This window comes from Aerococcus sp. HMSC062A02 (assembly GCF_001809535.1).
GTDB lineage: Bacteria > Bacillota > Bacilli > Lactobacillales > Aerococcaceae > Aerococcus.
Genome location: NZ_KV797940.1, coordinates 35,885 through 57,825, shown reverse-complemented (window position 1 = coordinate 57,825; position 21,941 = coordinate 35,885). Strand labels below are relative to the sequence as shown.

Sequence of the window (21,941 nt, the reverse complement as noted above, 5' to 3'; positions counted from 1 at the left end):
TTCGTGTGAAGTGGAGAAGCTTCTGCCTCTGCGAGCCCAACTGGAAAGGGTGTGAGGACGCACGTTTAGAAGTGGACCTCTGGAGCAATAGGCCAGAGAAGTCAAAAAGACTTCGTAGGCCTATTGTGAAGAGGAGCCACTTCTGTGCGACTGAACCCGACTAGACCAGGGTGTGAGCAGAGGCGGTTAGAAAGGAATGACTGGAGGCAAAAGAGACAAGAGCGGCTTCAGTCGATCGGTCTCTTTTGCTGAAGTCACTTCCTTTCTGCCTTTGCAAACCCGACTGGAGGGTGTGAGACTTGGCGCTTAGCTTTGGATACATGCAGTATCAATCTTGAAAATATAAAATAAGAATCAACAAGCTAGCAAGGGCCCTTGCTAGCTTGTTTACATTATGAGGAGGCTAGGCAGCTTGCCTAGCAGGGGGCCAACTTGCGAACAAGATCTGTATTCGAAAGTTAACACAAGCAAGTCGCAGGTCAACAAATCCCTACACGTCAAACTAAATCTTGAGTCCTAAAACTGAATCTTTCAATCTATACCTATAGTCTATATTTCACAGCGATAATTTTTTATTAAAAAGTAAGCGTTTTATTTTTTAATTTAAGGCTTTTATGTTAATTTAGAAGTATAAAGAAAGTGTTTTCATTAAGCTTTCATTATTCAAAGAAAAGGAGAAAAATTATGTCAGCCGAATACAAAGCACCTTCTGAGGTGAAAGATTTAACTATTTACAATACGATTGAATTAGAAGATTTAGCTAAAGAAGTCATGCCTAAGGGAGGCTTTGACTACCTAGCCGGTGGTTCTGGGGAAGAATTCACCTTAAAACGCAATGTTCAATGCTTTAAATCGCAAGGCATCCTTCCTCGTGTCTTGGCCGATGTGGAATTCCCAGAGACAGAAACTGAAATTTTTGGCCAAAAACTTAAAGTACCTTTCATCATGGCGCCTATCGCTGCCCACGGTCTAGCCCACGAAAGTAAAGAAGCTGGGACAGCCAAGGGAATTTCTGAATTTGGTGGATCCATTATGTCCATTTCTGCTTATTCTGGCGCAAGCTTCCAAGAGATCGATGAAGGGCTCCAAGGTAACCCACGCTGGTTCCAAATTTATATGTCTAAAGATGATGAATTAAATATCAATATCTTAAACGAGGCTAAGGCAGATGGTGCCTCCGCTATTATTCTAACAGCTGATGCCACGATTTCTGGTAACCGGGACCGCGATGACAAGAATGAATTTGTTTATCCCTTTGGTATGCCAATTGTTTCCCGCTACCTAAGCGGCACTGGGGAGAATATGTCCCTCAACAACATCTATGGCCAGTCCAAGCAGAAGATTACGCCACGTGATGTGGAATTTATCAAGAAAAACACAGACCTCCCTGTCTTTGTTAAAGGTCTGCAAACAGCTGAGGATGCCAATGTGGCCATCGGAGCAGGGGCTGACGGTGTTTGGGTATCCACACACGGTGGCCGCCAATTAGACGAAGCACCAGGCTCCTTTGAATGCTTAGCCGAAGTTGCTGATGCGGTTGCTGGCCGGGTGCCAATTGTCTTCGACTCAGGTGTCCGCCGCGGTGAACACATCTTCAAGGCCCTAGCCCAAGGTGCCGACCTGGTTGCTCTGGGCCGTCCTGTCCTCTTCGGCTTAGCCCTAGGCGGCTGGAAGGGCGTGCGATCCGTCTTTGAGTATTTCGAGACCGACCTCAAACGCGTGATGCAATTGGCTGGAACGCAAAACATTGACCAAGTCAAAGCAGCCCGCTTAAAAGCCTTAGATAACTGGAATTAGGACCAAAGTCACTGGCTTCCTCCTTTTGGGGAAGCCAGTTTTTTTCTAAAGTAAATCTTATGAGTGAGCATGCCTTCTGCTCACAATCCAAATTGTATTCGCTATTATTTAGTTAATCACTGTCAATACACAAATATTTTTCCCCAGAAGATCTAGTCTTTAATTTATGTCTTTGGGCACACATGCTATACTAGGGATAAATTAATTTTAAGAAAAATTAAAGGAGTGAGGGAAATGCTTGAAGCTAAGCACCTAACCAAGACTTTCGGGCAGAATGTTGCGGTTGATGATGTCTCCTTCCAGCTGGAGAACGGAAAGATTCTTGGCATGATTGGCCGTAATGGGTCTGGAAAAACGACCATCTTCCGGATGATCTTGGACTTTTTGACACCAGAAGGCGAGGGTAGTGTGACCTGGAATGGCAAGGCCATGAACACCCAAATTTATAATATTATCGGCTACCTACCAGAGGAGCGGGGGCTCTACGAGAAGATGTCCATCGAAGAGCAGATTATTTACTTCGCTGAATTGCGGGGGATGAAGCGCCAGGATGTCTTGGGTCGGATTGATGAGTGGATGGACCGCTTCAAGGTTAAGGGCAAACGCCAGGACAAGATTAAAACCCTGTCTAAGGGGAACCAGCAGAAAGTCCAACTGATCGCCACCCTCATCCATGAACCTGAATTTGTGATCCTAGATGAGCCTTTTTCTGGCTTGGACCCGGTCAACGCTGACTTGCTCAAGAATGGCATCCTCTATCTGAGAGACCAGGGGAGTTCTATCATCTTCTCCAGCCATAATATGGATAATGTCGAGCGGCTCTGTGATGAACTGATTATGATCCATGATGGCAAGCGCGTGCTCTATGGCCCCATCCACCAAGTCCGTGAAAGCTTCGGCAATACCCGGCTCTACCTGGAGACAGACAAGTGGACAGCTGAACAATTGGCCGGATTAGAAGGTGTGGACAAGGTTGAAAGCGACCGCCCTGGCGTCTATCAATTGGAGCTCCAGGATGAAAGTTATGGCTCGCAGATCTTCGACCAAGTGACCCAGGGCCATTATATTAAAGCCTTCAGCCAGCAACCGCCTACACTCGAAGCAATCTTTAAAATGAAAGCAGGTGGCTCCAATGAGTAAATTATGGACTGTCGCTAAGAATGTTTACCGCAAGAATGTCTTTTCTTGGTCCTTCGTCTGGATGGTCGTCTCGCCCCTGGTTATGGTCGCTGTCTTTGGCCTCATCGGCTACTTCATTGGTCAGAGCGAGGCCACTAAGTCGGGGGATATCGCCTTGGTCCAGGCTTCTCCCGAAATCCAAGAGATTGTAGAGGCGAATAAGGGCCACAATCAAATTATCTTGGACCTCAACCAGGAAGAGGCCCAAGCTGCCTTACGCGATGATAAGATTGATGGCTACCTGAAAGTTGGCGAAGAAGAAGGGCAAATCAAGGCCAACTTCTTCCACAAGACCACTTCTAGCGATGTTAATTTAGACACGATTGAAAAAGGCCTCCAAGATTTACAGGTCCGGCGCTTGGCTCAAAGTTTGGGCCTCAGCCAAGCTGACCTGGCCAAGCTCCAAAACCAATCGGTAGCAATCAATGTCAATAATTTGAATTTCGGAGACGATGGTCAGCTTTCCCAAGAAGAGGGGAATTCAGTCAAGTATATCATTCGCTCATTTATGGCCTATTTTACTTGCTTTATTGTTTTCTTCTTTATCATCTCCTATGTCAACATCATTGCCCAAGAGATTGCAGCAGAGAAGGGCTCGCGGATTATGGAAATTATCCTCTCCAGTATCCCAGCCCGGACCCATTTCTTCGGCAAGATGATTGGGGTGGGGCTCATGATCCTAACTCAAATTGGCTGCTACCTAATCCTCTATCTCCTAGGAGCGGCTGCCTTTGCTAGCTCCCTAGTTAGCCTGCCGATTCCAGATGAGCTCTTAGACAACTTACAACTAAGCAGTCTGATCCAAGAAGCCCTGCCCATTTTTGCCCTGGGCCTGGTCTTCGCCCTCATCGGTATCCTGATTTATACAAGCTTTGCGGGCTTCCTAGGCTCTCTTGTTTCCAAGACTGAAGATGTCCAAAAAACCATCATGCCTGTTGTCTTCCTAGGGATTGCGGGCTTCTATATCGGCCTCTTCGCCTTCGCTTCCTCAGCCAACAATGCCTTGGTGCGGATCAGCTCACAGATTCCTTTCTTCACTCCCTTCGTGATGCCCTTCCGTATCGCTGGAGAGAGTGTCTCAGGCTTCGAAATTGGCCTCTCTATCGTCCTCAGTCTGATCACGATGGTAGCCATCTTCTACCTCTCAGCGGCCTTCTACAAGAGCAATGTCCTCACCTACAGTGACAAGGGCATGCTGGACACCCTGAAGCGGTCCTGGACCCTCTGGCGCAGCGAGAAAGAGGCTTAGAAATACGAACAAAAATTCATAAGAAAAAGCCAGCTTTCAAGCTGGCTTTTTGCTTACTTTTATTCCTATTCTTGGTCGGCGTCTTCTTCGTCCAAGAGTTCATTGGTGAAATGGTGCAGGTTTTCTTGGATTTGGTCATCCGACAGGCGTGCTTGAAGGATATCCTGGTCATCATAAACCGATTCATCACTGTCTTCGGTTTCTTCATTGACCTTTTCAGCAATGGCTGAGAAATCATCCTCGCTCTCTGGCTGCTGGACCGAGCCTGCAGAAGTAGTTTCTTCCTCTTCTTCAGGTGCCACCTTGGCCATAGTTGAGACCTTGGCGTCATCATTCAAGCGCATGAGGCGAACGCCCTGGGTCACCCGGCCTGTTTGTGAAATATCAGCTGCATGGAAGCGAATAACCACGCCTTCATCGGTCATCAACATGATATCTTCAGTCAGGTCAACGGTTGTCATGCCCACAAGCATCCCGTTCCGCTGGCTGACATTGATGGTTTTGACCCCTTTACCACCACGCTTGCGGATGGCATATTCGCTGGCTGGGGTTCGCTTACCATAACCGTTTTCGGTCACGACAAGGACATCCGCATCGTCAGCTAGGACGGCGGCCCCAATCACATAGTCACCAGGGTCCAAGCGGATGGCCCGAACACCGGTAGCTGTCCGTCCCATCGACCGGGCGTCTTGTTCATTGAAGCTGACCGCATAACCATTGTGGGAAGCCACGATCAGGTTGCGCTGGCCATTGGTAAAGAGCACATCGACGAGCTCATCATCCTCCTTGAGATTGAGGGCGATCAGGCCGTTGTTACGAATATTGAAGTAGTCGCGAACGGGGGTCCGCTTGATAACACCCTGGCGCGTAATAAAGGCTAGGTAGCCATCAGAATCGCCGTCATGGTCCATCGGGGTTACATTAACGGCATCGCGGACCTTCTCATCCTCTTCCAGGTTCAGGAGGTTGACGATCGGAATCCCCTTGGCTTGCCGACCATATTCTGGAATCTCATAGCCCTTCATCTGGTAGACCTTCCCCTTGTCCGTAAAGAACAGGATAATATCATGGGTAGAAGTTGAGAACATGGTTTCAATATAGTCCCCATCATTCATGCTCATGCCTTTGACACCGAGACCGCCGCGGTTTTGGACGCGGAATTCATCATCGGCAATCCGCTTAATATAACCGTTCCGAGTCAGGGTAACGAGCACATTCTCTTCTTCGATCAAGTCCTCATCTTCCAGGCTGGTGATTTCGCCTACCCGCAGTTCGGTCCGGCGGTCATCACCATAGCGGGCCTGGATTTCTAATAATTCTTGGTAAATAATTTCATAACGTTTCTCTTCGCTGGCAAGGATTTCTGTCAAGCGGGCAATTTCAGCCATGAGTTCGGCATGTTCCTTGTCAATCTTTTCTCTTTCCAAACCGGTTAAGCGAACCAGACGCATATCGAGGATGGCTTGGGCTTGCTTATCTGAGAGCTTGTACTGGGTCATAAAGATTTCCTTGGCTTCGTCACCAGAACGCGATGAGCGCAGGATATTGACGATTTCATCAATATGGTCCAGGGCCACTTGTAAACCTTCCAGGATGTGGGCCCGGGCTTCAGCCTTTTTCTTCTCAAAGATTGACCGACGACGGATAATCTCTTCTTGGTGGTCTAGGTAATAGGTCAAGATTTCCTTGAGACTCAGAGTCTTAGGCACACCGTTGACGATGGCCAACATATTAAAGTTGAAGTTGGCTTGGAGCTGGGTCAGCTTGTAGAGGTTGTTGACGATCACACTGGCACTGGCGTCCTTGCGGCATTCCACCACAATCCGCATGCCATCCCGGCCGGATTCATCCCGGACCGCCGTGATGCCTTCAATTACCTTATCTCGAGCTAAATCCGCAATCCGTTCCACTAATTTGGCCTTGTTGACCATATAGGGAATCTCATGGATCACAATCCGTTCGCGGCCACTGGACATCTGGTCAATATCCAGCTTGCCGCGGACAATGATGCGTCCTTGGCCTGTTTCATAAGCCTTGCGGATCCCCGACTTGCCGATCACAATCCCCCCGGTCGGAAAGTCCGGCCCAGGGATGGCTTCCATCAGCTCGGCTGTCGTTGCTTCTGGATTCTTCATCAGGGTGTGGATACCTGAGATTACCTCATTTAAGTTATGGGGTGGAATATTGGTGGTCATCCCAACCGCAATCCCGGTCGCCCCATTAACTAAGAGGTTAGGGAAGCGGGAAGGGAGAACTTCTGGTTCACGCTCTTCGCCGTCGTAGTTGGCAATAAAATCTACCGTGTCCTTGTTGATATCCCGCAACATTTCAGTGGCAATCTTACTCATTCGCGCTTCGGTATACCGCATGGCAGCGGCCTGGTCCCCATCGATGGAGCCGAAGTTCCCGTGGCCGTCTACCAGCATATAGCGGTAGGAGAAGTCCTGGGCCATCCGCACCATGGATTCATAGATGGCGGAGTCCCCATGGGGGTGGTACTTACCCATGACATCTCCGACAATCCGCGCTGACTTCTTATAAGGTTTATCTGGGGTAACCCCCAATTCATTCATCCCGTAGAGAATCCGCCGGTGGACAGGTTTCATCCCATCCCGAACATCCGGCAGTGCCCGTGCCACGATAACACTCATGGCATAGTCGAGGAAGGATGTCCGCATTTCATGGGAGATTTCTCGACGTTCTAATCTATTGTCTAAAGCCAAAATACTAGCCTCCTATTCTAGCTTGCCTAGTCGTCCAATTGGTCATGACTAAAGGTCGATGGTCGCATAAGTGGCGTTCTCTTCGATAAAGTTCCGACGCGGTGCCACATGGTCGCCCATTAACATGGAGATCATTTGGTCGGCTTCCACTCCGTCTTCAACGCTGACTTGAAGCATGCGACGCGTACTTGGGTCCATGGTCGTATCCCAGAGCTGTTCGGCATCCATTTCGCCCAGCCCCTTATAACGTTGGACAACGGGTTTGGGTCGCTCAGGAAGACTGGCCATATAAGCCTCTAATTCGGCATCCGATTCAATATATTGGATCTTCTTCCCTTGGCGTACCTGGTAGAGGGGAGGAACCGCAATATACACATAACCCGCATCCAAGAGGGGACGCATGTAACGATAGATCAGGGTCAATAAGAGGGTCCGGATGTGGGCCCCATCGACATCGGCATCGGTCATGATAACGAGCCTGTGGTAGCGGGCCTTGGAGACATCGAAGTCATTGCCCCAGCCCGTCCCCATCGCTGTAAAGAGGGAACGAATCTCTTCATTGGCTAAGATCCGGTCCATAGATGCCTTTTCAACATTCAAGATCTTACCACGGATAGGCAAGATAGCTTGGAAGTGACGGTCCCGGCCGTTCTTAGCGGAACCCCCAGCGGAATTTCCTTCGACGATGAAGAGTTCGCATTCCTCGGGCACCCGGCTGGAACAATCAGCCAATTTACCCGGTAGGTTGGAGATCTCTAGCCCAGACTTCTTCCGGGTCATTTCCCGGGCCCGTTTGGCTGCCTTCCGTGCCTTAGAAGCAACCAGCCCTTTATCGACAATTTGCCGGCCGATATTAGGATTCTCTAAGAGGAAGGTTGAAAAGTGCTGGCCAAAGAGTCGGTCGGTAATCGTTCGTACTTCCGAATTCCCGAGTTTCATCTTGGTTTGCCCCTCGAATTGAGGATCGGGATGGCGAACTGAAACAATCAGAGTCAGGCCTTCACGCACATCTTCTCCGGTCAGGTTCTCATCATTGTCCTTGAGAATATTGACATTCCGGGCATAGTCGTTGATGGTCCGGGTGAGGGCGGTCTTAACCCCAGATTCATGGGTCCCCCCTTCAAAAGTATGGATATTGTTAGCAAAACTCATAAAGTTCACATGGAAGTCGTCCGTATACTGGAGGGCAACTTCGACTTCAATATCATCCTGTTCCCCTTCTAGATAGATCGGTTCAGGGAAAAGCGGAGTCTTATTCTGGTTGAGGAAGTCGATATACTCCTTAATCCCACCTTCGAAGTGGTAGCTGTATTCAACCATTTCCTCTTCCCGCTTATCAGTCAGTGAAATCCGCAAGCCCTTGTTCAAGAAGGCGAGCTCCCGGGTCCGTTTATTCAGAATTTCTCGGTTATAGACCGTTGTTTCTTGGAAAATCTCACTATCGGCTTTGAAGGTGACGACCGTTCCTTGTTGGTCGGTTTCTCCCGTCACTTCGAGCTCAGTCATGATCTTCCCCCGGCTGTATTCTTGGTGGTAGACCTTGCCATTCTTGTAGACATCGACGTGGAGCCATTCGGAGAGAGCATTCACCACTGAAGCCCCAACCCCGTGCAGACCGCCAGAGACCTTATAAGAGCCTCCACCGAATTTACCGCCAGCGTGGAGAACATTAAAGACCGTCTCTACCGCTGGCCGGCCCGTTTTTTGTTGGATATCGACAGGAATCCCCCGGCCGTCGTCTGTAATCCGAATCACATTATCTTCCAAGATTTCAATTTGGATATGCTTGGCAAAACCAGCTAAGGCCTCATCGATTGAGTTGTCGACAATCTCCCAAACTAGGTGGTGGAGGCCGGTCTCACTGGTCGACCCAATATACATCCCAGGCCGTTTCCGAACCGCCTCGAGCCCCTCTAGGACTTGAATTTGGCTGGCATCATAACTCTCTGCCAGATGGGCCAGCTCCTCCTTGCTTGGTTCGTGGCTTTCTTCCTGTGCTTGGTCTTCAAAGTGTTTCTCATCTGCCATCGCTTTCCATCACTCCTTCTAGTCATCCAATCGTTGGACTTGTCCCTGCGCAATCTCAAACAGCGCCGGCTCATCAATCTGTTCTTCCTGGACCCCATCGAGACTGGTCGTCGTCAAAAAGGTCTGAACTTTCTTTTCAATGGTTTTGAGCAAGTGGGTCTGCCGGTCATCATCCAACTCACTCAAGACATCATCCAATAAGAGAATGGGGTATTCCCCCGTCATCTCCTGCATACACTCAATTTCTGCTAATTTCATACTCAAAACGGTGGTCCGCTGCTGGCCTTGTGAGCCAAACTTCTGGACATCCTGGCCGTTAATCAAGAATTGAAGGTCATCCCGGTGGGGGCCAGCTAAGCTCACCCCGCGGTCCAATTCCCGTGCCCCAACTTCTTCAAACTTAGCCAAGAGGGCCTCATAGACATTCTCCTCAGAGGGAGCCTGGGGCAGGTCGACCGCAGTCCGATAGCGCAGACTGAGTTCTTCCTTGCCCTGGGAGATATTGTGGTGGAGCTCGCTCGCCCAGCCCTCTAACTTATCAAGGAAGGCCAGGCGCTGGCAAATAATCCGGGCACCCGCAGCAGCCACTTGCTCCGTCAAGATCTCCAAGTAAAGCTTATCTTGGGCCTGCTGACTGAGTAGCTGCTTTAGGTAGGCATTACGCTGCTTTAAGATCTGCTGGTAGTCAACCGAAGTATGCAGATAAACAGGGCTCATCTGGCTGAGCTCCATATCAATAAATTTCCGCCGCAATTGCGGGGCCCCCTTGACCAGGTCCAGGTCTTCAGGGGCAAAGAGCACCACATTCAAGCGGCCAATATAGTCACTCAGACGACGCTGTTCGAGGTGGTTGACCTTAACCAACTTGCCGCTTTTGGTCAGCTTGACACTCAAGGGCAGCTGGCCGAAACGGTTGCTGACCCGGCCTTCAACCAGGGCTTCCTGACTCTCCCAGCGCAAGAGCTCGCGGTCATGGTTAGTCCGGTGGCTGCGGGCTAGGGAGAGGATATAGATCGCCTCTAAGAGACTGGTCTTCCCCTGAGCATTGTCCCCAATAAAGACATTGATCCCCGGTGAAAAAGTCACCTCAGCAGACTCATAATTTCTGAAATTGAGCAGGCGGATCTCATCGAGGATCATGGGCATCATCCAAAGCCGCGTCAGAAGCACTGACAAGCTGGAAAATGGCTTCCTCAGCAGGCACTTCAACTACTGACCCTGGATAAATCTTTCGTCCTCGACGCTGGTCCTGCTCACCATCAATATAAACCGCAAATTCAGACAGGTACCATTTCGCCTGGCCACCCGTTGCAATAATGCCTGTTTCCTTCAACAATTGGGTCAAAGTCATAAAGTCACCCGTTATCTCAATGGTCTCAGTCATTGCGTCACTTCCTTTCCATCTTCCTTAGCTTCCGCTAAATAAAAAATCGCAATCCCTGCTCGAACCGGCAGAGATTTGCGATTTAGCCAAATACGAGCCAAAGCGGTCGTCGCAAATTAAAAAATCTATAGCTCATTTAGATCTATACTGTCACTTCTTATTATACCCCAAAAACCGCTTTTTTGCAAAGAGAGGGGGCTATTGGCTTGTTTTTTATTGGGAGGGGAATTTGTCTCTAAATAATGAAAAGCCTTCTCAGGACAAAATAAGGCCACTTTAAGAAAAAACTTGTCTTATTTTTGTGAAAGCCGAGTATTCAATCAAAAGAAGCAAGCAAAGAAGATAAATGAAACTTATTTCATGCGATGGAAAGTTCCGATTGACAAAAGACGAACAAACTGCCTATAATCAAGACACAGGAAATGAATGTCTTCCTTGGGCCTAGCCCTAAACCGCTATTGATGATTCAAAAGCTGATGACTTCTGCTGTAAAGAGCAGGGGCATCAGCTTTTTTGCTCTTTATTCAACTAAATATTCAAAGGAGTGATACGATGTTACTGATGAGCTTTGCTTATATCTTTATTTTTGGTCTCTTGATTGACCGGCTCTGCAAGCAGTTCAAGGTGCCGAGCTTGGTTGGTTTTCTCTTTCTAGGAATTGTCCTCGGCCCCCATGTCTTCAATCTCTTGGATGGGGGGATCCTTGACCTGTCGGCTGACCTCCGCCAAGTCGCCCTCATTATTATTCTCAGTCGGGCGGGCCTGTCGCTCGACCTCAAGGGCTTATTGAAGGTGGGACGTCCGGCCTTACTCATGTGCTTTGTCCCAGCGACTTTCGAAATCTTGGGGACGGCGCTACTGGCTCCTAGCATTTTAGACATTTCTCGGATTGATGCCTTGCTTTTGGGGACCGTCTTGGGTGCTGTTTCGCCGGCTGTCGTCGTCCCTAAGATGATTAAACTCATAGACGAAGGCTACGGTATGGACAAGCAGATCCCTCAGATCGTCTTAGCGGGGTCTTCGGCTGACGATATCTATGTCCTAGTCCTTTTCTCCTCCTTCCTTGGGCTAGCCCAAGGTGGCGATTTCCAAGCCAGCCAGCTCCTAAATATCCCAGTCTCTATTGTCCTCGGTATCCTGGTCGGTGGACTAGTTGGAGCAGGGCTCAATGCCTTCTTCAAACGCTTCAACTGGTCGAGCATTAGTCAGGTCATCTTCCTTCTTGGCTTCTCTTTCGTCTTTGTCTCCTTGGAGAAAACCTTCCCTCAAGTCCCCTTCTCCGGTATCTTGGCTGTCATGAGCATGGGTATCCTGATCAACCGTTTGGACGGCAACCGCGCCCAGGACCTCTCCCGCTACTACAATGCTTTGTGGATTCCAGGTGAAATCCTACTCTTTGTTCTGGTGGGGGCCTCCGTCAACCTCCCTTATGCCTTCCAAGCCGGCTGGCTGCCCATCTTACTGATTGCCCTAGTACTCTGCTTCCGTGCAGTGGGCGTCCTCATCAGCCTCAGCCGGACCAATCTTAGCCTGCAAGAGCGGGCCTTCAGTGTTATCGCCTACCTGCCTAAGGCCACCGTCCAAGCAGCTATTGGGGGGATTCCCCTAGCTATGGGCCTGCCTGCTGGCGAAATCATCCTCACCGTCTCCGTCGTCGCCATCCTCCTCACCGCCCCCCTAGGCGCATTCGGCATCGATCTGACCTATCGCAAATGGCTCAAGCAGAAATGATCATCCACATGTGGATAAAACAAAGACCTTCCCACTGCTCGTGGGAAGGTCTTTTTAAGTCTTAGTTTTTTATTTGTTTAAATAATAGATAAGCTATATAGGCAAGTAAGACCAAAAAGAGGGCTAGACGACGCTGAGAAGCTTCTGGGAACACTTGGATAATTAGGTTGACTAAAAGTAAAATGACCCCCATTTGCACCAAAGCTCGGACTAAGTTGCTAGGCCATTTATCAAAACCATGCTCTTCGCAAGCCTTCTTAAAATAAATCATCGTCCAAGAAGTATAGAGGGCCAAATTTTCAACGAAGCGGCTGACATCTGAAAAAACTAACACAACATATGCCAGCAAAGGCAAGCAAATAAGCGCATTGGTTACTTTTCTTAGCCTATCTTCTGTCATCACGACCACCTCTCTTGAAATCCAATCATTCGTCTTATATTTATAGTATAAAATAAAAAGGCAAAGACATAAAGTTGCAAGTCAGTAAACTACACCATAAACAAAGCGCCCCTAGGCCAGTCTTAGCTCATCTCAGCTAAAAACAGGTCAGGAGGCGCTTTTTTAATTTTTTAAGTCTAGTTCCCCGGTGTCCGGATAGGGGTAATCAATTGAACAAAGTTGAAGTTATCCTGGGCATTGGCTGGCAGGAGAATAAATTGGTGGGAAGGGGATTGGAAGCGCAGAGCAATCTCTTGGGCGCCAAAAGTTCTCAATGCTTGGCGCATGTAGTCCGGGTTGAAGGAGATTGCTAGGCTTTCCCCATCAGCAGAGGAAATATTTAATTCTTCTTCCACCTCACCGACTTCAGCAGACTGACCGGATAGGACAACCTGGTCACTATCAATCGTCAACTTAACCACATTGTTGCGGCCTTCATGGCTCAGGATCAGGGCCCGTTCGATGGCACTCAATAAGTCCGGCGCATCAATCTGGATCCGGGTCTGGTAGTCTTCGGGCAGGAGCCGGTCCGTATCAGGGTACTTGCCTTCAAGGAGCCGGGAATAGAGGTAAATGTTATCGGTCTTAAAGAGAACCTGCTTATCTGCCACCATCATCTCAATGTTATCGCTATCTTCAGCAATCCGAGTCAGTTCACTCAGACTGCGGCCCGGAATATTTAAGGCAAATTCTTGATCAGCTAGGCTTTCAGGAACTTCCAAGGGCACAATTCGTTGACTGAGCCGGTGGGAATCTGTGGAAACTGCCTTGAGATGATTATCCGCAATTACAAAATGGATCCCTGTAAAAATCGGCCGAATTTCCTGGTTGGAGACAGAGATAATGGTATGGTTGATCACTTGCCGGAAGATATTGGCTGGAATGGTAAAGCTGGTATCGGAATCGATTTCCGGTAGCTTGGGGTATTCACTGCCTGCGGTCCCATTGAGGGTGAAGGCAGCTTGGCCAGCAGTAATATCTGTCTGTAAATTGTCCTTAACTTCTAAGTGCATGATCTCATTCGGCAATTTCTTAACAATTTCGCCAAAGAAACGAGAAGGTAAGACAATGGAACCTGCTTTTTCCACTTGCAATTGGTTGTCTTCATTATTGGCATCGATAAAGGCTTCGATCGAGATAGTGGAATCACTCCCGGTAAGGAGGATGCCGTTATCAGTTGCTAGAATTTTGACTCCTGTAAGGACAGGAATGGTAGTTCGTGAACTGATCGCACGTTGGACATTGCTGAGATTTTCAACGAAGACAGCACGGTTCACTGAGAATTTCATTTGAGCACTCCTTTATTTATATATATTAATATAAAGATAATAATAGTAATAGGGCCTGTTAAATCTGTGGATAAGTGGCTAATCCTTATAAGACTCCTGCTTTTCCACATGTGGAAAGTCTGTTTATAAGCTGGGGACTTTTCCTATAATTATCCACAGGGGCTTTTTTACTATTTTAACATAGTGAGCTTGTGGATACATTGATTAGCTATTTTTGAGTAGCTTTTCGATGTTTTCGACATCGCGTTTAACATCGGTCGATTCGTCGATTTCGCCAAGAATTTTTTCATGGGCGTGGAGGACGGTGGTGTGGTCCTTGCCGCCAAATTCCTGGCCAATCTTAGGCAGGGAAGCTTCGGTAATTTCCCGGGAGAGGTACATAGCGATCTGGCGGGGGACAACGATTTCCCGCTTACGTTTCTTCCCTTTGAGGTCTTCAACGGTGAGGTCGAAGTACTGGGCTACTGTTTCTTGGATTTCGGCTATCGAGGGCAGGGCCTGGGCTGAAGTGTCTTTATAATTGCGGAGGGCCTTGGCTGCCATGCTAGGGGTAATTTCTTCCTGGTGCATGACAGCATAGGCTTGGACGCTGGTCAGGGCCCCTTCTAGTTCACGGATATTGGTGTCGATTTGACCGGCAATATAGGTGAGGGTGTTGTCCTCAATGTCGATGTGGTTGACCTGGGCCTTATTGCGCAAGATGGCAATCCGTGTTTCCAGGTCAGGTGGGGTAATATCGGTTGACAAGCCCTGCTTGAAGCGGGAAACCAGCCGGTCTTCTAATTCGGGAATCTGGCTAGCGTCCCGGTCAGAGGTTAGCACAATGTGTTTGTTCTTATTATAGAGGGCATTGAAGGTATGGAAGAATTCCTCTTGGGTGGACTGCTTGTTCCCAATGAATTGGATATCATCCACGAGTAGGATATCGACTGTCCGGTACTCTTCGTGGAATTCAGAGGTTGAGTTAGTCCGAATGGCTTCAATAAAGTCATTGGTAAAGGTCTCACTAGTGACATATTTAACCCGGGCTTCGGGATTGGTCCGTAAGACTTCATGGCCGATTGCCTGCATCAAGTGGGTCTTCCCTAGCCCCACGCCTCCGAAGAAGAAGAGCGGGTTGTAGTCCCGGCCTGGTCCCTCAGCAACCGCTAGAGCAGCGGCATGGGCCATCTTATTGCCTTCCCCAACGATGAAATTATCGAAGGTGTATTTAGGGTTCAACATGGTGCTGCGGTCGTGGTAGCGGTTGGTTTTCTCTTCTTCCTGGGGACGCTGGCCGTTGAGGGTGAAGTTGGTCGCCGGTTGGCTAGCCAGATGGACGACCACATCGATGTCATAACCTAGGTAGTTAAAGGCCACTTGGCGGATTTGGACCAGGTAGTGGTTTTCAATATGTTTCTTGTGTAGTTCAGAGCCCGCCACAAGATAGAGGGTATTATTCTCTAAACGCTCCGGTCGTAACTCTGAAAACCAGGTTTCGTGACTGGCTTTTGAGAGTTCTTCTTTAAAATAATTGTCAATATACTCCCAAAGTTTCATCATTTCTTCCATGCGTATATCTCCTTAATAAACAAATTTGTATATCGTTCCTATCGTGGATAACTTATGATAAGTGGCAAGGAAAAGATCATTTCAATAAAAAAAGCTAAGTTATCCCCAAATTAATGGTAATAAAAGGATAACATGAAAAAAAGTCTTTTTCCACAGATAATTAAGCTGTGAATAGAAATTATCCCAAGTTGTGATTTAGTTTATCCACAAACTGTGGAAAGACACTTGTATAAATGGGGATAATTTGTCCTTGTGGATAGTTTTAGGTATAAAAAAGCTCGCTTATTAACACTTCATGCAACTTATTCACAGTTGTGGATAACAATTAACATTCTGTTGATATGTCCACAAGCCTGTGAAGAAGGCTGGGAAAACTTACCCACAAGTCGCCTTATCCACCTCCTTGTTTAAAAGAAATCCACAATTGTGAAGAAAAAAATAGAAATTTATCCGAAAAAGGGCTTGAGTCAAACGCTTGTGTTATGGTAAAATAACCCTTGTGTTGACATTCAACTTTTCAATAGCAAGTCGACAGGTTGAAATCAAATGATAAAAACATTCAATCATCATAGGAGGTGTAGTCATGAAGAGAACCTACCAACCAAATAAACGTTCACGCCAAAAGAAACATGGTTTCCGTAAACGTATGAGTACTAAAAACGGACGTCGCGTATTAGCAGCTCGCCGTCGTAAAGGAAGAAAAGTTATTTCTGCTTAAGACCACAAAAGCTGTGGTCTTATTTTTTTTAGGGGGGATTTGAATGCGTAAAGCCTATCGGGTGAAATCTGAAGCAGACTTTGGTCGGGTCTTCCACCAAGGTAAAAGTACTGCAAACCGTCAGTTTGTTGTTTATACTATAGATAAGGAACAAACGCATTTTCGCCTGGGGATCTCCGTCGGTAAGAAGATTGGCAATGCGGTGACTCGTAACTATGTCAAGCGCCGGATCCGCCAGTCCGTTTATGAATTGCGAGATGTCATTCGCCCTAACCAAGACTTTATTGTAATTGCCCGTAAACCCACGGCACAGATGTCCATGGCTGAAATTAAGAAGAGTCTGGAACACGTCTTCAACTTAGCCGGCATCTTCAAGTCCGAGGCCAAGTAGTCGGGCTGGACGACAGATATTTTGGAGGAGTCAATTGAAATCAAAATTTTGGACCAAGAAAAAGCTAAGCCTTATCTTAGTCTTAATGGCCTTGCCCCTCTTCTTGGGGGCTTGTGCAACGGCACGTGAACCCATCACAGCGGAATCTACCGGCTTTTGGGACCGCTATATTGTCTATAGTTTCTCGCGTTTGATTATCTGGCTATCAGACCTCTTCGGAGGGAATTATGGCCTGGGGATTATTGTCTTTACCTTAATCATTCGCTTGGTCCTGGTGCCTCTCTATCACTATCAGATTAAAAGTACAGAAAAAATGCAGGTAGTCCAACCTGAAATGCAGGCCCTGCGTGAAAAATATGCCTCAAAGGATCCAGAAACCCAGCAAAAACTGGAAGAGGAAATGGCCAAGCTCAATGAGAAGTATGACTATAACCCCCTCTCAGGCTGCTTGCCCATGCTGATCCAATTACCTATCCTTATGGGCCTCTACCAGGCCATCAGCCGGACCGAAGTGCTCAGCAATGGTCACTTCTTATGGATGGAACTCGGTCAACCGGACCCTTACTTCATCTTACCTGTCCTAGCTGCTGCTTTAACCTGGTACAATACCCGCCTGATGACGATCGGCAATCCGCAAAGTAACCAGAGCATGGCTGCCATGCAGTGGATGATGCCTGCCATGATCCTCTTTATGGGGGCGACGCTGCCAAGTGCTATCGCTCTCTACTGGGTGGCATCGAATGCCTTCACCATTGGTCAGACGCTCATTTTGAATAACCCTTATAAGAAGCGGGAAGCCCGTTTAGAGAAGGAAAAGGCTGAGCGTGACCTCGAGAAACGTTTGGAAAAAGCTAAACGCCACCCCCGGACGACCAAAAAGAAGCGTTAAGTAATGAAAAGTCAATGAGTGAAAGGAGTTTGAAGCAAGCATGCAAGCCAAAATATTTCAAGCCGACTCTGTGGAAGCCGCCATCAAGGCTGGTTTAAAAGAATTAGGAGTCGCCCAAGAAGAAGTTGAAGTGGAAGTGCTGCAGGAAGCACGCAAGGGTTTCCTAGGCATTGGGGCCCGCGATGCCATTGTTAAATTATTTGTCAAGGCAGCTGATCACTCAGAAGAAGGTCAAACAGAAGCTAGAGAGGATGCTGACGATCCAGATGACCCCGTCAGCAAGTCGGTCGCTGATCCGACCAATGAAGCGAGCACGTCCGCTGTCTATGTCGCAGATGATAAGCAAGCCCGGAGTCAACAAGGGCATGATCCTGCTAGCGATTCTGTCGAAGAAGTCCAAGCGATTTCAGCTGAAGAAGCGCCTGTCCTCGCCAAGGATGAGATCCAGGAAGATGGCCGTCCCCTAGCTGACCCTGTCCAAGAATCTGTTTCTGAAGAAGAAACAGGCACTGAGACGAGCCAGCAAGAGGAAGCAGCCCAAGATTCGGATAACGAAGAAGTAGCGGCTGTAGAAGAAGCGGAAGCTAGTAAGCAAGCTTCAGAACAGGCTGATCAAGCGGCTAACCAAGAGGAAGAAGACACACCGGCTGAAGATGAAAATAACAAAGTTTTCTACGATGTCGACTTCCCCGCCCGCTATATTATCGATGTCTGTGAAGCTTATGGGGTCGATGTTACAGTGGATGTAGAAGACCACGACCGGGAAATTATCTACCACATCAATACCGATAAGCCAGGCCTCGTTATCGGCAAGCACGGTAAGATCTTGAATTCACTCGAAGCCCTAGCCAAAGTGCTGGTCCACCGCCATGTCCGCAATCGCGTCAACGTCGTGGTCAATGTCGGCGACTACCGGGAACGCCGCTTGAAGACCTTGGAGCGCCTGGCGGAACGTACAGCGGATGAAGTGACGGTCAAACAATCCTCCGTCCAACTCTCCCCCTTGCCCGCCAACGAGCGAAAAATCGTCCACCAAGCCCTCTCCAAGTATGACCACATCGAAACCCGGTCAGAAGGCCGAGAACCCCACCGCTATCTGATTGTAGACTATAGACATTAGGGTGTGAGCAAAGGCGTTTAGAAAGGGATGACTGGTGGCAAAGAGGAAAAGAGCGGCATTAGCCGGTCGTTCCGCTTTGCTGAAGTCACTCCCTTTCTGCCAAGTCGAACCCGACTAGAAAGGGTGAGAGACTTGGCGGTTAGAAGCTTACCACTGGAGCACGAACGAAAAAGGGCAAGCCATGCTTGCACGTTTCGTTCGTGTGAAGTGGAGAAGCTTCTGCCAAGTCGAACCCAACTAAAGGGTGAGAGGGAGCGCGGGTAGAAGTGGACCTCTGGAGCAAAGCAACAGAGAAGACTGAAAGTCTTCGACGGCGCTTTGTGAAGAGGAGCCACTTCTGCGCGACTGAACCCAACTATCAGGGTGTGAGGGCACGCGTTCAACTTTCGTTCACTGGAGCAAGTCACCAAAGCAGTCTGAAGGACTGCGGCGGAGGCTTGTGAAGTGACACGAAAGTTGCGTGACCGAACCCGACTAAGGGTGTGAGCAAGCCCCTGAAAATTAAATCAATAAAAAAGATGAAGGAAGCTCAAAGGCCTCCTTCATCTTTTTTTGGTTCTAGTCCAGCAGATAGGTCACAAGGTCTTCGAAGCGGTCGAAGACTTGGTCAGCTCCTGCCTCTAACATCTTTTGGCGAATTTTTTCTTTTAACTGGTCTTGTTCACCAGCTGGCAGGGCTTCGAATTCTTCCTGGCTTAGGGCCATTTCAGAGGAACCCTCAATGACGCCACAGGATAGAACGCCGGCGTTTTTCCCTTCTTTGATATCCGTTAGGGTGTCGCCGATTTTTAGGACCTGGCCAACACTTTCGATTTCGAAGTGGGTCATATTGGCGAAGATCATATAGGGATAGGGTCGGCCGAACTGGCCAACTGCTTCTGAAGTCACGGAGTAATCTGGCACATAGCCTTGGTCTGCAGCGGCGGGTTCAACGAGTTCCATCATTTCAGCGGTGTAGCCGGTGGTCGCGCCAATCCGGATGCCAGCTTGCCGTAATTTGTCTATACCTTCGACAACACCAGGCTTGGGTTGGGCGAATTCAGGAGCCTTTAGGGTCTCTAGGATGGCTTCGTTAAAGTTGCTGTAGAGGCCTTCGACATTCTCTTCACTTGGAGCCTGGCCATAAGTTTCCGTCCAGGCTTCTTGGATACGTGGCATATCGAGCATGGTGCGGATATGGTCTTTCTTGCCCATGCCCATGGGTTGGCGCAATTCCTCATCACTTACTGGGATGCCTGCCTTATCGAAGGCTAATTTCAGGGCTTGGATTGGGGCGAAGCAGCCATAGTCAACAGTTGTTCCTGCCCAATCGCAGATTAATAATTTAATGTCTGTCATTGTCTTTCTCCTCCATATAAGCTTTAAAAATATCGAGCACGCGGGTAATATCTTCAGGATAAATCTCACCGATATTGCTGATGCGGAAGGTATCCACATCGGTGAGTTTACCTGGATAGATCACATAACCTCGTTCCTTGATGTAGTGGTACATGTCCTGGAAGTCCCAAGCTTGACCTTCCGGATAAAGGAAAGTCGTGATGATTGGGCCTTGGTGCTCCCTAGGGACATAGGCCTTGAAACCGAGGTCTTCCATACCTTCTTGGAGGAGTTCTTGGTTTTTCTGATAGCGGGCGTGTTGGGCCGCTACGCTACCGCGTTCCTCGAATTCTTTGAGGGCTTCATGGAAGGCCATAACCACATGGGTGGGGGAGGTATAGCGCCACTTCCCGTCTCTGGCCATCTCTTGGTACTGGTCGAAGAGGTCTAAAGATAAGGTAGACGAATTCCCCTTGCTAGATTCAATAAGATCTTTACGGACAAGTACGATAGCAAAGCCGGGGACCCCTTGGATGCACTTATTGGCACTGGTGATCAGGGCGTCAATAGGCCCCATGTCAATCGGCACACCGCCAAAGCTGGACATGGCATCGACAAAGAAGAGGCAGTTGTGGTCTTTAGCGACTTGGGCAATGTCAGCAATTGGATTGAGGATGCCTGAAGTTGTTTCTGAATGTACCATCATGACATGGCTGATGTCTGGGTTCTTATCGAGCAGGCAAGCGACTACTTGAGGATCATGGACCTCATCGTAGGCGACCTTGTAAGCCTCATAGTCTAGCTTTTGGTAATCGGCCATTTGCAGGATCCGTTCCCCATATTTACCATTGGACAGGATCAGGAATTTGGTGTCTGGGCGACTGAAGGTCGACAGGCAGGCTTCGACAGCATAGGAGCCGCTGCCCTGGAGGAGGACGCTGGTATAGCGGTCAGGGTCCACTTGGGCGATCTGGAGCAGCTTTTGGCGGATCTCTTGGGTCACTGCTTTATAGTCCTCGTCCCAGGTACAGTAATCGAAGTTCATGGCTTGGCGGACACGGTCCGTCACAGTGAGCGGACCAGGAGTGAGTAGTTTATATTGAGTCAAAGTAAACACTTCTTTCTAGACGAGATTATTGTTGGGCCATTTCCTTAGCTTTATTGGAAATTTCTTGGTGTTTGGCGAGTAATTCAGCAGTCAGTGGCTCATCGAATTGTTTCGGATGGGCAGATTGCTTGCTGGAGTCTGTTTCTTCCCCTTCATAGAGGGCAACGGGATAGAATTCTTGAACCTTAGGACGCCCTTTCTGAATAATCGTTTCGCTCATTTTTTGCGCTAGTTCGGCCTTTTCACTGTCTTCTTTGTCGATCACAGCGACCGATTCGGTTAGGGAGAAGTTACCTTCTGTCGGATCAATGAGAGAGATTGGGGCGCCTTCATTCTGCTTAACCGCAACCTGGTGGCGGAGACCAAAGCCGAATGGGACTTCTCCACTGACTACCTTGTTCAAAGGCCCTGAACCAGAAGATTCGATATGGTTGCTGGCATTCTTATAGATACCGGCAAGGATTTCTTGAGCTTCTTCTTCACCATATTCTGCAACCAAAGCTTGGACCATCAACCAGGCCGTTGAGGAAGAGTCAATATCAACGACAGAAACCTTGCCTTCATACTTAGGATCGGCTAAGTCTTTAATGGATTGAGGAAGATCTAAGTTCTCTGATTTCGCCATTTCGTCATTGACAATAATGGCACCTTCTTGGACGGTTAAGGGAGCGACATAGTCTGGGAAATCTTGCTGGGTATTCACATCCCAGGTCAAATCTTGGAACATTTCATGCTGGTTCTGGGCGGATTCGAGGTAGAAGGTGGACATAGTCACCATGTCTGCTTCGATATCCTTGCCTTCAGCTAAGAGTTTGCCCCCTAATTCAGAGGTACCGAAAGTTTGAATCTCGTATTGGCCTTCATAACCGTCTTCGTTTAGGCTGCTTTCAATAGCAGCAATGGCTTCGTCATCAGCGTTCGAATAGAGGATGACCTTGTCGGACGCCGAGGAACAGCCGGTGAGGGTAAGGCCAATCAAGCCGAGGAAAGTTGTTAAGCCGAGTAAAGATTTTTTGAGTGGTTTCATT

At 48.4% G+C, this 21,941-nt stretch carries 18 protein-coding genes and 1 riboswitch; of the genes, 8 read left to right on the top strand and 10 right to left on the bottom strand.

From position 1 onward, the window contains the following. Window positions 1-684 precede the first annotated feature (684 nt). From HMPREF2626_RS08135 to HMPREF2626_RS08125, 3 genes are all read left to right on the top strand, one after another. Window positions 685-1,797, top strand: a complete 1,113-nt coding sequence (locus HMPREF2626_RS08135) for a lactate oxidase (RefSeq protein WP_070619946.1) — start codon at window positions 685-687, stop codon at window positions 1,795-1,797. A gap of 234 nt (window positions 1,798-2,031) precedes the next feature. Then, window positions 2,032-2,937 carry an ABC transporter ATP-binding protein gene (locus HMPREF2626_RS08130; RefSeq protein WP_070619942.1) on the top strand — a complete coding sequence of 302 codons (906 nt, stop codon included), beginning with the start codon at window positions 2,032-2,034 and terminating at the stop codon, window positions 2,935-2,937. Next, a complete protein-coding gene (locus HMPREF2626_RS08125) occupies window positions 2,930-4,225 on the top strand; it encodes an ABC transporter permease (RefSeq protein WP_070619940.1) in 1,296 nt (431 codons plus the stop codon). Before HMPREF2626_RS08130 ends, HMPREF2626_RS08125 begins: the two co-directional genes overlap by 8 nt. Before the next feature lie 65 nt (window positions 4,226-4,290). On the opposite strand, the gene gyrA is transcribed toward HMPREF2626_RS08125, so the two are convergent. The 4 genes from gyrA to yaaA all read right to left on the bottom strand — a co-directional run bounded on the left by gyrA (window position 4,291) and on the right by yaaA (window position 10,360). Further along, window positions 4,291-6,903 carry a DNA gyrase subunit A gene (gene gyrA, locus HMPREF2626_RS08120; RefSeq protein WP_070619951.1) on the bottom strand — a complete coding sequence of 871 codons (2,613 nt, stop codon included), beginning with the start codon at window positions 6,901-6,903 and terminating at the stop codon, window positions 4,291-4,293. Window positions 6,904-6,996: 93 nt separating this feature from the next. Beyond that, window positions 6,997-8,976, bottom strand: a complete 1,980-nt coding sequence (gyrB, locus tag HMPREF2626_RS08115) for a DNA topoisomerase (ATP-hydrolyzing) subunit B (protein ID WP_070619937.1) — start codon at window positions 8,974-8,976, stop codon at window positions 6,997-6,999. Between the two features lie 18 nt (window positions 8,977-8,994). Then, window positions 8,995-10,116, bottom strand: a complete 1,122-nt coding sequence (gene recF / locus HMPREF2626_RS08110) for a DNA replication/repair protein RecF (protein ID WP_070619933.1) — start codon at window positions 10,114-10,116, stop codon at window positions 8,995-8,997. Continuing rightward, a complete protein-coding gene (yaaA, locus tag HMPREF2626_RS08105; protein WP_070619930.1) occupies window positions 10,103-10,360 on the bottom strand; it encodes a S4 domain-containing protein YaaA in 258 nt (85 codons plus the stop codon). The genes recF and yaaA overlap by 14 nt, the downstream gene beginning before the upstream one ends. Window positions 10,361-10,769: 409 nt before the next feature. After that, window positions 10,770-10,853, top strand: a riboswitch (Fluoride riboswitch). Between the two features lie 59 nt (window positions 10,854-10,912). Here yaaA and HMPREF2626_RS08100 point away from each other — a divergent pair. After that, window positions 10,913-12,091, top strand: a complete 1,179-nt coding sequence (locus tag HMPREF2626_RS08100; RefSeq protein ID WP_070619927.1) for a cation:proton antiporter — start codon at window positions 10,913-10,915, stop codon at window positions 12,089-12,091. Window positions 12,092-12,152: 61 nt separating this feature from the next. Here the strand turns inward: HMPREF2626_RS08100 and HMPREF2626_RS08095 are convergent, their stop codons facing one another. From HMPREF2626_RS08095 to dnaA, 3 genes are all read right to left on the bottom strand, one after another. Further along, window positions 12,153-12,491, bottom strand: a complete 339-nt coding sequence (locus tag HMPREF2626_RS08095) for a hypothetical protein (RefSeq protein ID WP_070619924.1) — start codon at window positions 12,489-12,491, stop codon at window positions 12,153-12,155. Window positions 12,492-12,667: 176 nt separating this feature from the next. Continuing rightward, complete coding sequence (gene dnaN / locus HMPREF2626_RS08090) at window positions 12,668-13,819, bottom strand: DNA polymerase III subunit beta (protein WP_070619921.1); 1,152 nt, start codon at window positions 13,817-13,819, stop codon at window positions 12,668-12,670. 204 nt (window positions 13,820-14,023) lie between these two features. After that, window positions 14,024-15,370, bottom strand: coding sequence for a chromosomal replication initiator protein DnaA (gene dnaA / locus HMPREF2626_RS08085; protein ID WP_070619918.1), 1,347 nt, complete (start codon window positions 15,368-15,370; stop codon window positions 14,024-14,026). A 583-nt stretch (window positions 15,371-15,953) separates the two neighbouring features. On the opposite strand from dnaA, the gene rpmH reads away from it, so the two are divergent. From rpmH to jag, 4 genes are read left to right on the top strand one after another with little or no spacing between them, the layout of a single operon-like run. Further along, the gene (gene rpmH / locus HMPREF2626_RS09965; protein WP_083272416.1) at window positions 15,954-16,088 is read left to right on the top strand and encodes a 50S ribosomal protein L34; all 135 of its coding nucleotides are present in this window, start codon (window positions 15,954-15,956) and stop codon (window positions 16,086-16,088) included. A 43-nt stretch (window positions 16,089-16,131) separates the two neighbouring features. Then, window positions 16,132-16,479: a ribonuclease P protein component gene (gene rnpA / locus HMPREF2626_RS08080; protein ID WP_070619915.1), complete on the top strand. Its 348-nt coding sequence runs from the start codon at window positions 16,132-16,134 to the stop codon at window positions 16,477-16,479. Window positions 16,480-16,513: 34 nt separating this feature from the next. Beyond that, window positions 16,514-17,368: a membrane protein insertase YidC gene (gene yidC / locus HMPREF2626_RS08075; RefSeq protein ID WP_246818947.1), complete on the top strand. Its 855-nt coding sequence runs from the start codon at window positions 16,514-16,516 to the stop codon at window positions 17,366-17,368. 40 nt (window positions 17,369-17,408) lie between these two features. After that, on the top strand, window positions 17,409-18,488 hold the full coding sequence (jag, locus tag HMPREF2626_RS08070; protein WP_070619912.1) for an RNA-binding cell elongation regulator Jag/EloR: 1,080 nt from the start codon (window positions 17,409-17,411) through the stop codon (window positions 18,486-18,488). A gap of 558 nt (window positions 18,489-19,046) precedes the next feature. On the opposite strand, the gene phnX is transcribed toward jag, so the two are convergent. Genes phnX through HMPREF2626_RS08055 form a run of 3 tightly spaced genes read right to left on the bottom strand, consistent with a single transcriptional unit; the run spans window position 19,047 to window position 21,940 of the window. Then, window positions 19,047-19,826, bottom strand: a complete 780-nt coding sequence (phnX, locus tag HMPREF2626_RS10240) for a phosphonoacetaldehyde hydrolase (protein ID WP_070619909.1) — start codon at window positions 19,824-19,826, stop codon at window positions 19,047-19,049. After that, on the bottom strand, window positions 19,813-20,913 hold the full coding sequence (locus HMPREF2626_RS10235) for a 2-aminoethylphosphonate--pyruvate transaminase (RefSeq protein ID WP_070619906.1): 1,101 nt from the start codon (window positions 20,911-20,913) through the stop codon (window positions 19,813-19,815). The genes phnX and HMPREF2626_RS10235 overlap by 14 nt, the downstream gene beginning before the upstream one ends. 25 nt (window positions 20,914-20,938) lie before the next feature. Beyond that, a complete protein-coding gene (locus HMPREF2626_RS08055; protein WP_070619903.1) occupies window positions 20,939-21,940 on the bottom strand; it encodes an ABC transporter substrate-binding protein in 1,002 nt (333 codons plus the stop codon). Between the last annotated feature and the right edge of the window lies 1 nt (window position 21,941).

Coding starts and splice junctions, on each gene's coding strand:
- HMPREF2626_RS08135 (WP_070619946.1), top strand. CDS start 685: ATGTCAGCCGAATACAAAGCACCTTCTGAGGTGAAAGATTTAACTATT.
- HMPREF2626_RS08130 (WP_070619942.1), top strand. CDS start 2,032: ATGCTTGAAGCTAAGCACCTAACCAAGACTTTCGGGCAGAATGTTGCG.
- HMPREF2626_RS08125 (WP_070619940.1), top strand. CDS start 2,930: ATGAGTAAATTATGGACTGTCGCTAAGAATGTTTACCGCAAGAATGTC.
- gyrA (WP_070619951.1), bottom strand. CDS start 6,903: ATGCGGACATCCTTCCTCGACTATGCCATGAGTGTTATCGTGGCACGG.
- gyrB (WP_070619937.1), bottom strand. CDS start 8,976: ATGGCAGATGAGAAACACTTTGAAGACCAAGCACAGGAAGAAAGCCAC.
- recF (WP_070619933.1), bottom strand. CDS start 10,116: ATGATCCTCGATGAGATCCGCCTGCTCAATTTCAGAAATTATGAGTCT.
- yaaA (WP_070619930.1), bottom strand. CDS start 10,360: ATGACTGAGACCATTGAGATAACGGGTGACTTTATGACTTTGACCCAA.
- HMPREF2626_RS08100 (WP_070619927.1), top strand. CDS start 10,913: ATGTTACTGATGAGCTTTGCTTATATCTTTATTTTTGGTCTCTTGATT.
- HMPREF2626_RS08095 (WP_070619924.1), bottom strand. CDS start 12,491: ATGACAGAAGATAGGCTAAGAAAAGTAACCAATGCGCTTATTTGCTTG.
- dnaN (WP_070619921.1), bottom strand. CDS start 13,819: ATGAAATTCTCAGTGAACCGTGCTGTCTTCGTTGAAAATCTCAGCAAT.
- dnaA (WP_070619918.1), bottom strand. CDS start 15,370: ATGGAAGAAATGATGAAACTTTGGGAGTATATTGACAATTATTTTAAA.
- rpmH (WP_083272416.1), top strand. CDS start 15,954: ATGAAGAGAACCTACCAACCAAATAAACGTTCACGCCAAAAGAAACAT.
- rnpA (WP_070619915.1), top strand. CDS start 16,132: ATGCGTAAAGCCTATCGGGTGAAATCTGAAGCAGACTTTGGTCGGGTC.
- jag (WP_070619912.1), top strand. CDS start 17,409: ATGCAAGCCAAAATATTTCAAGCCGACTCTGTGGAAGCCGCCATCAAG.
- phnX (WP_070619909.1), bottom strand. CDS start 19,826: ATGACAGACATTAAATTATTAATCTGCGATTGGGCAGGAACAACTGTT.
- HMPREF2626_RS08055 (WP_070619903.1), bottom strand. CDS start 21,940: ATGAAACCACTCAAAAAATCTTTACTCGGCTTAACAACTTTCCTCGGC.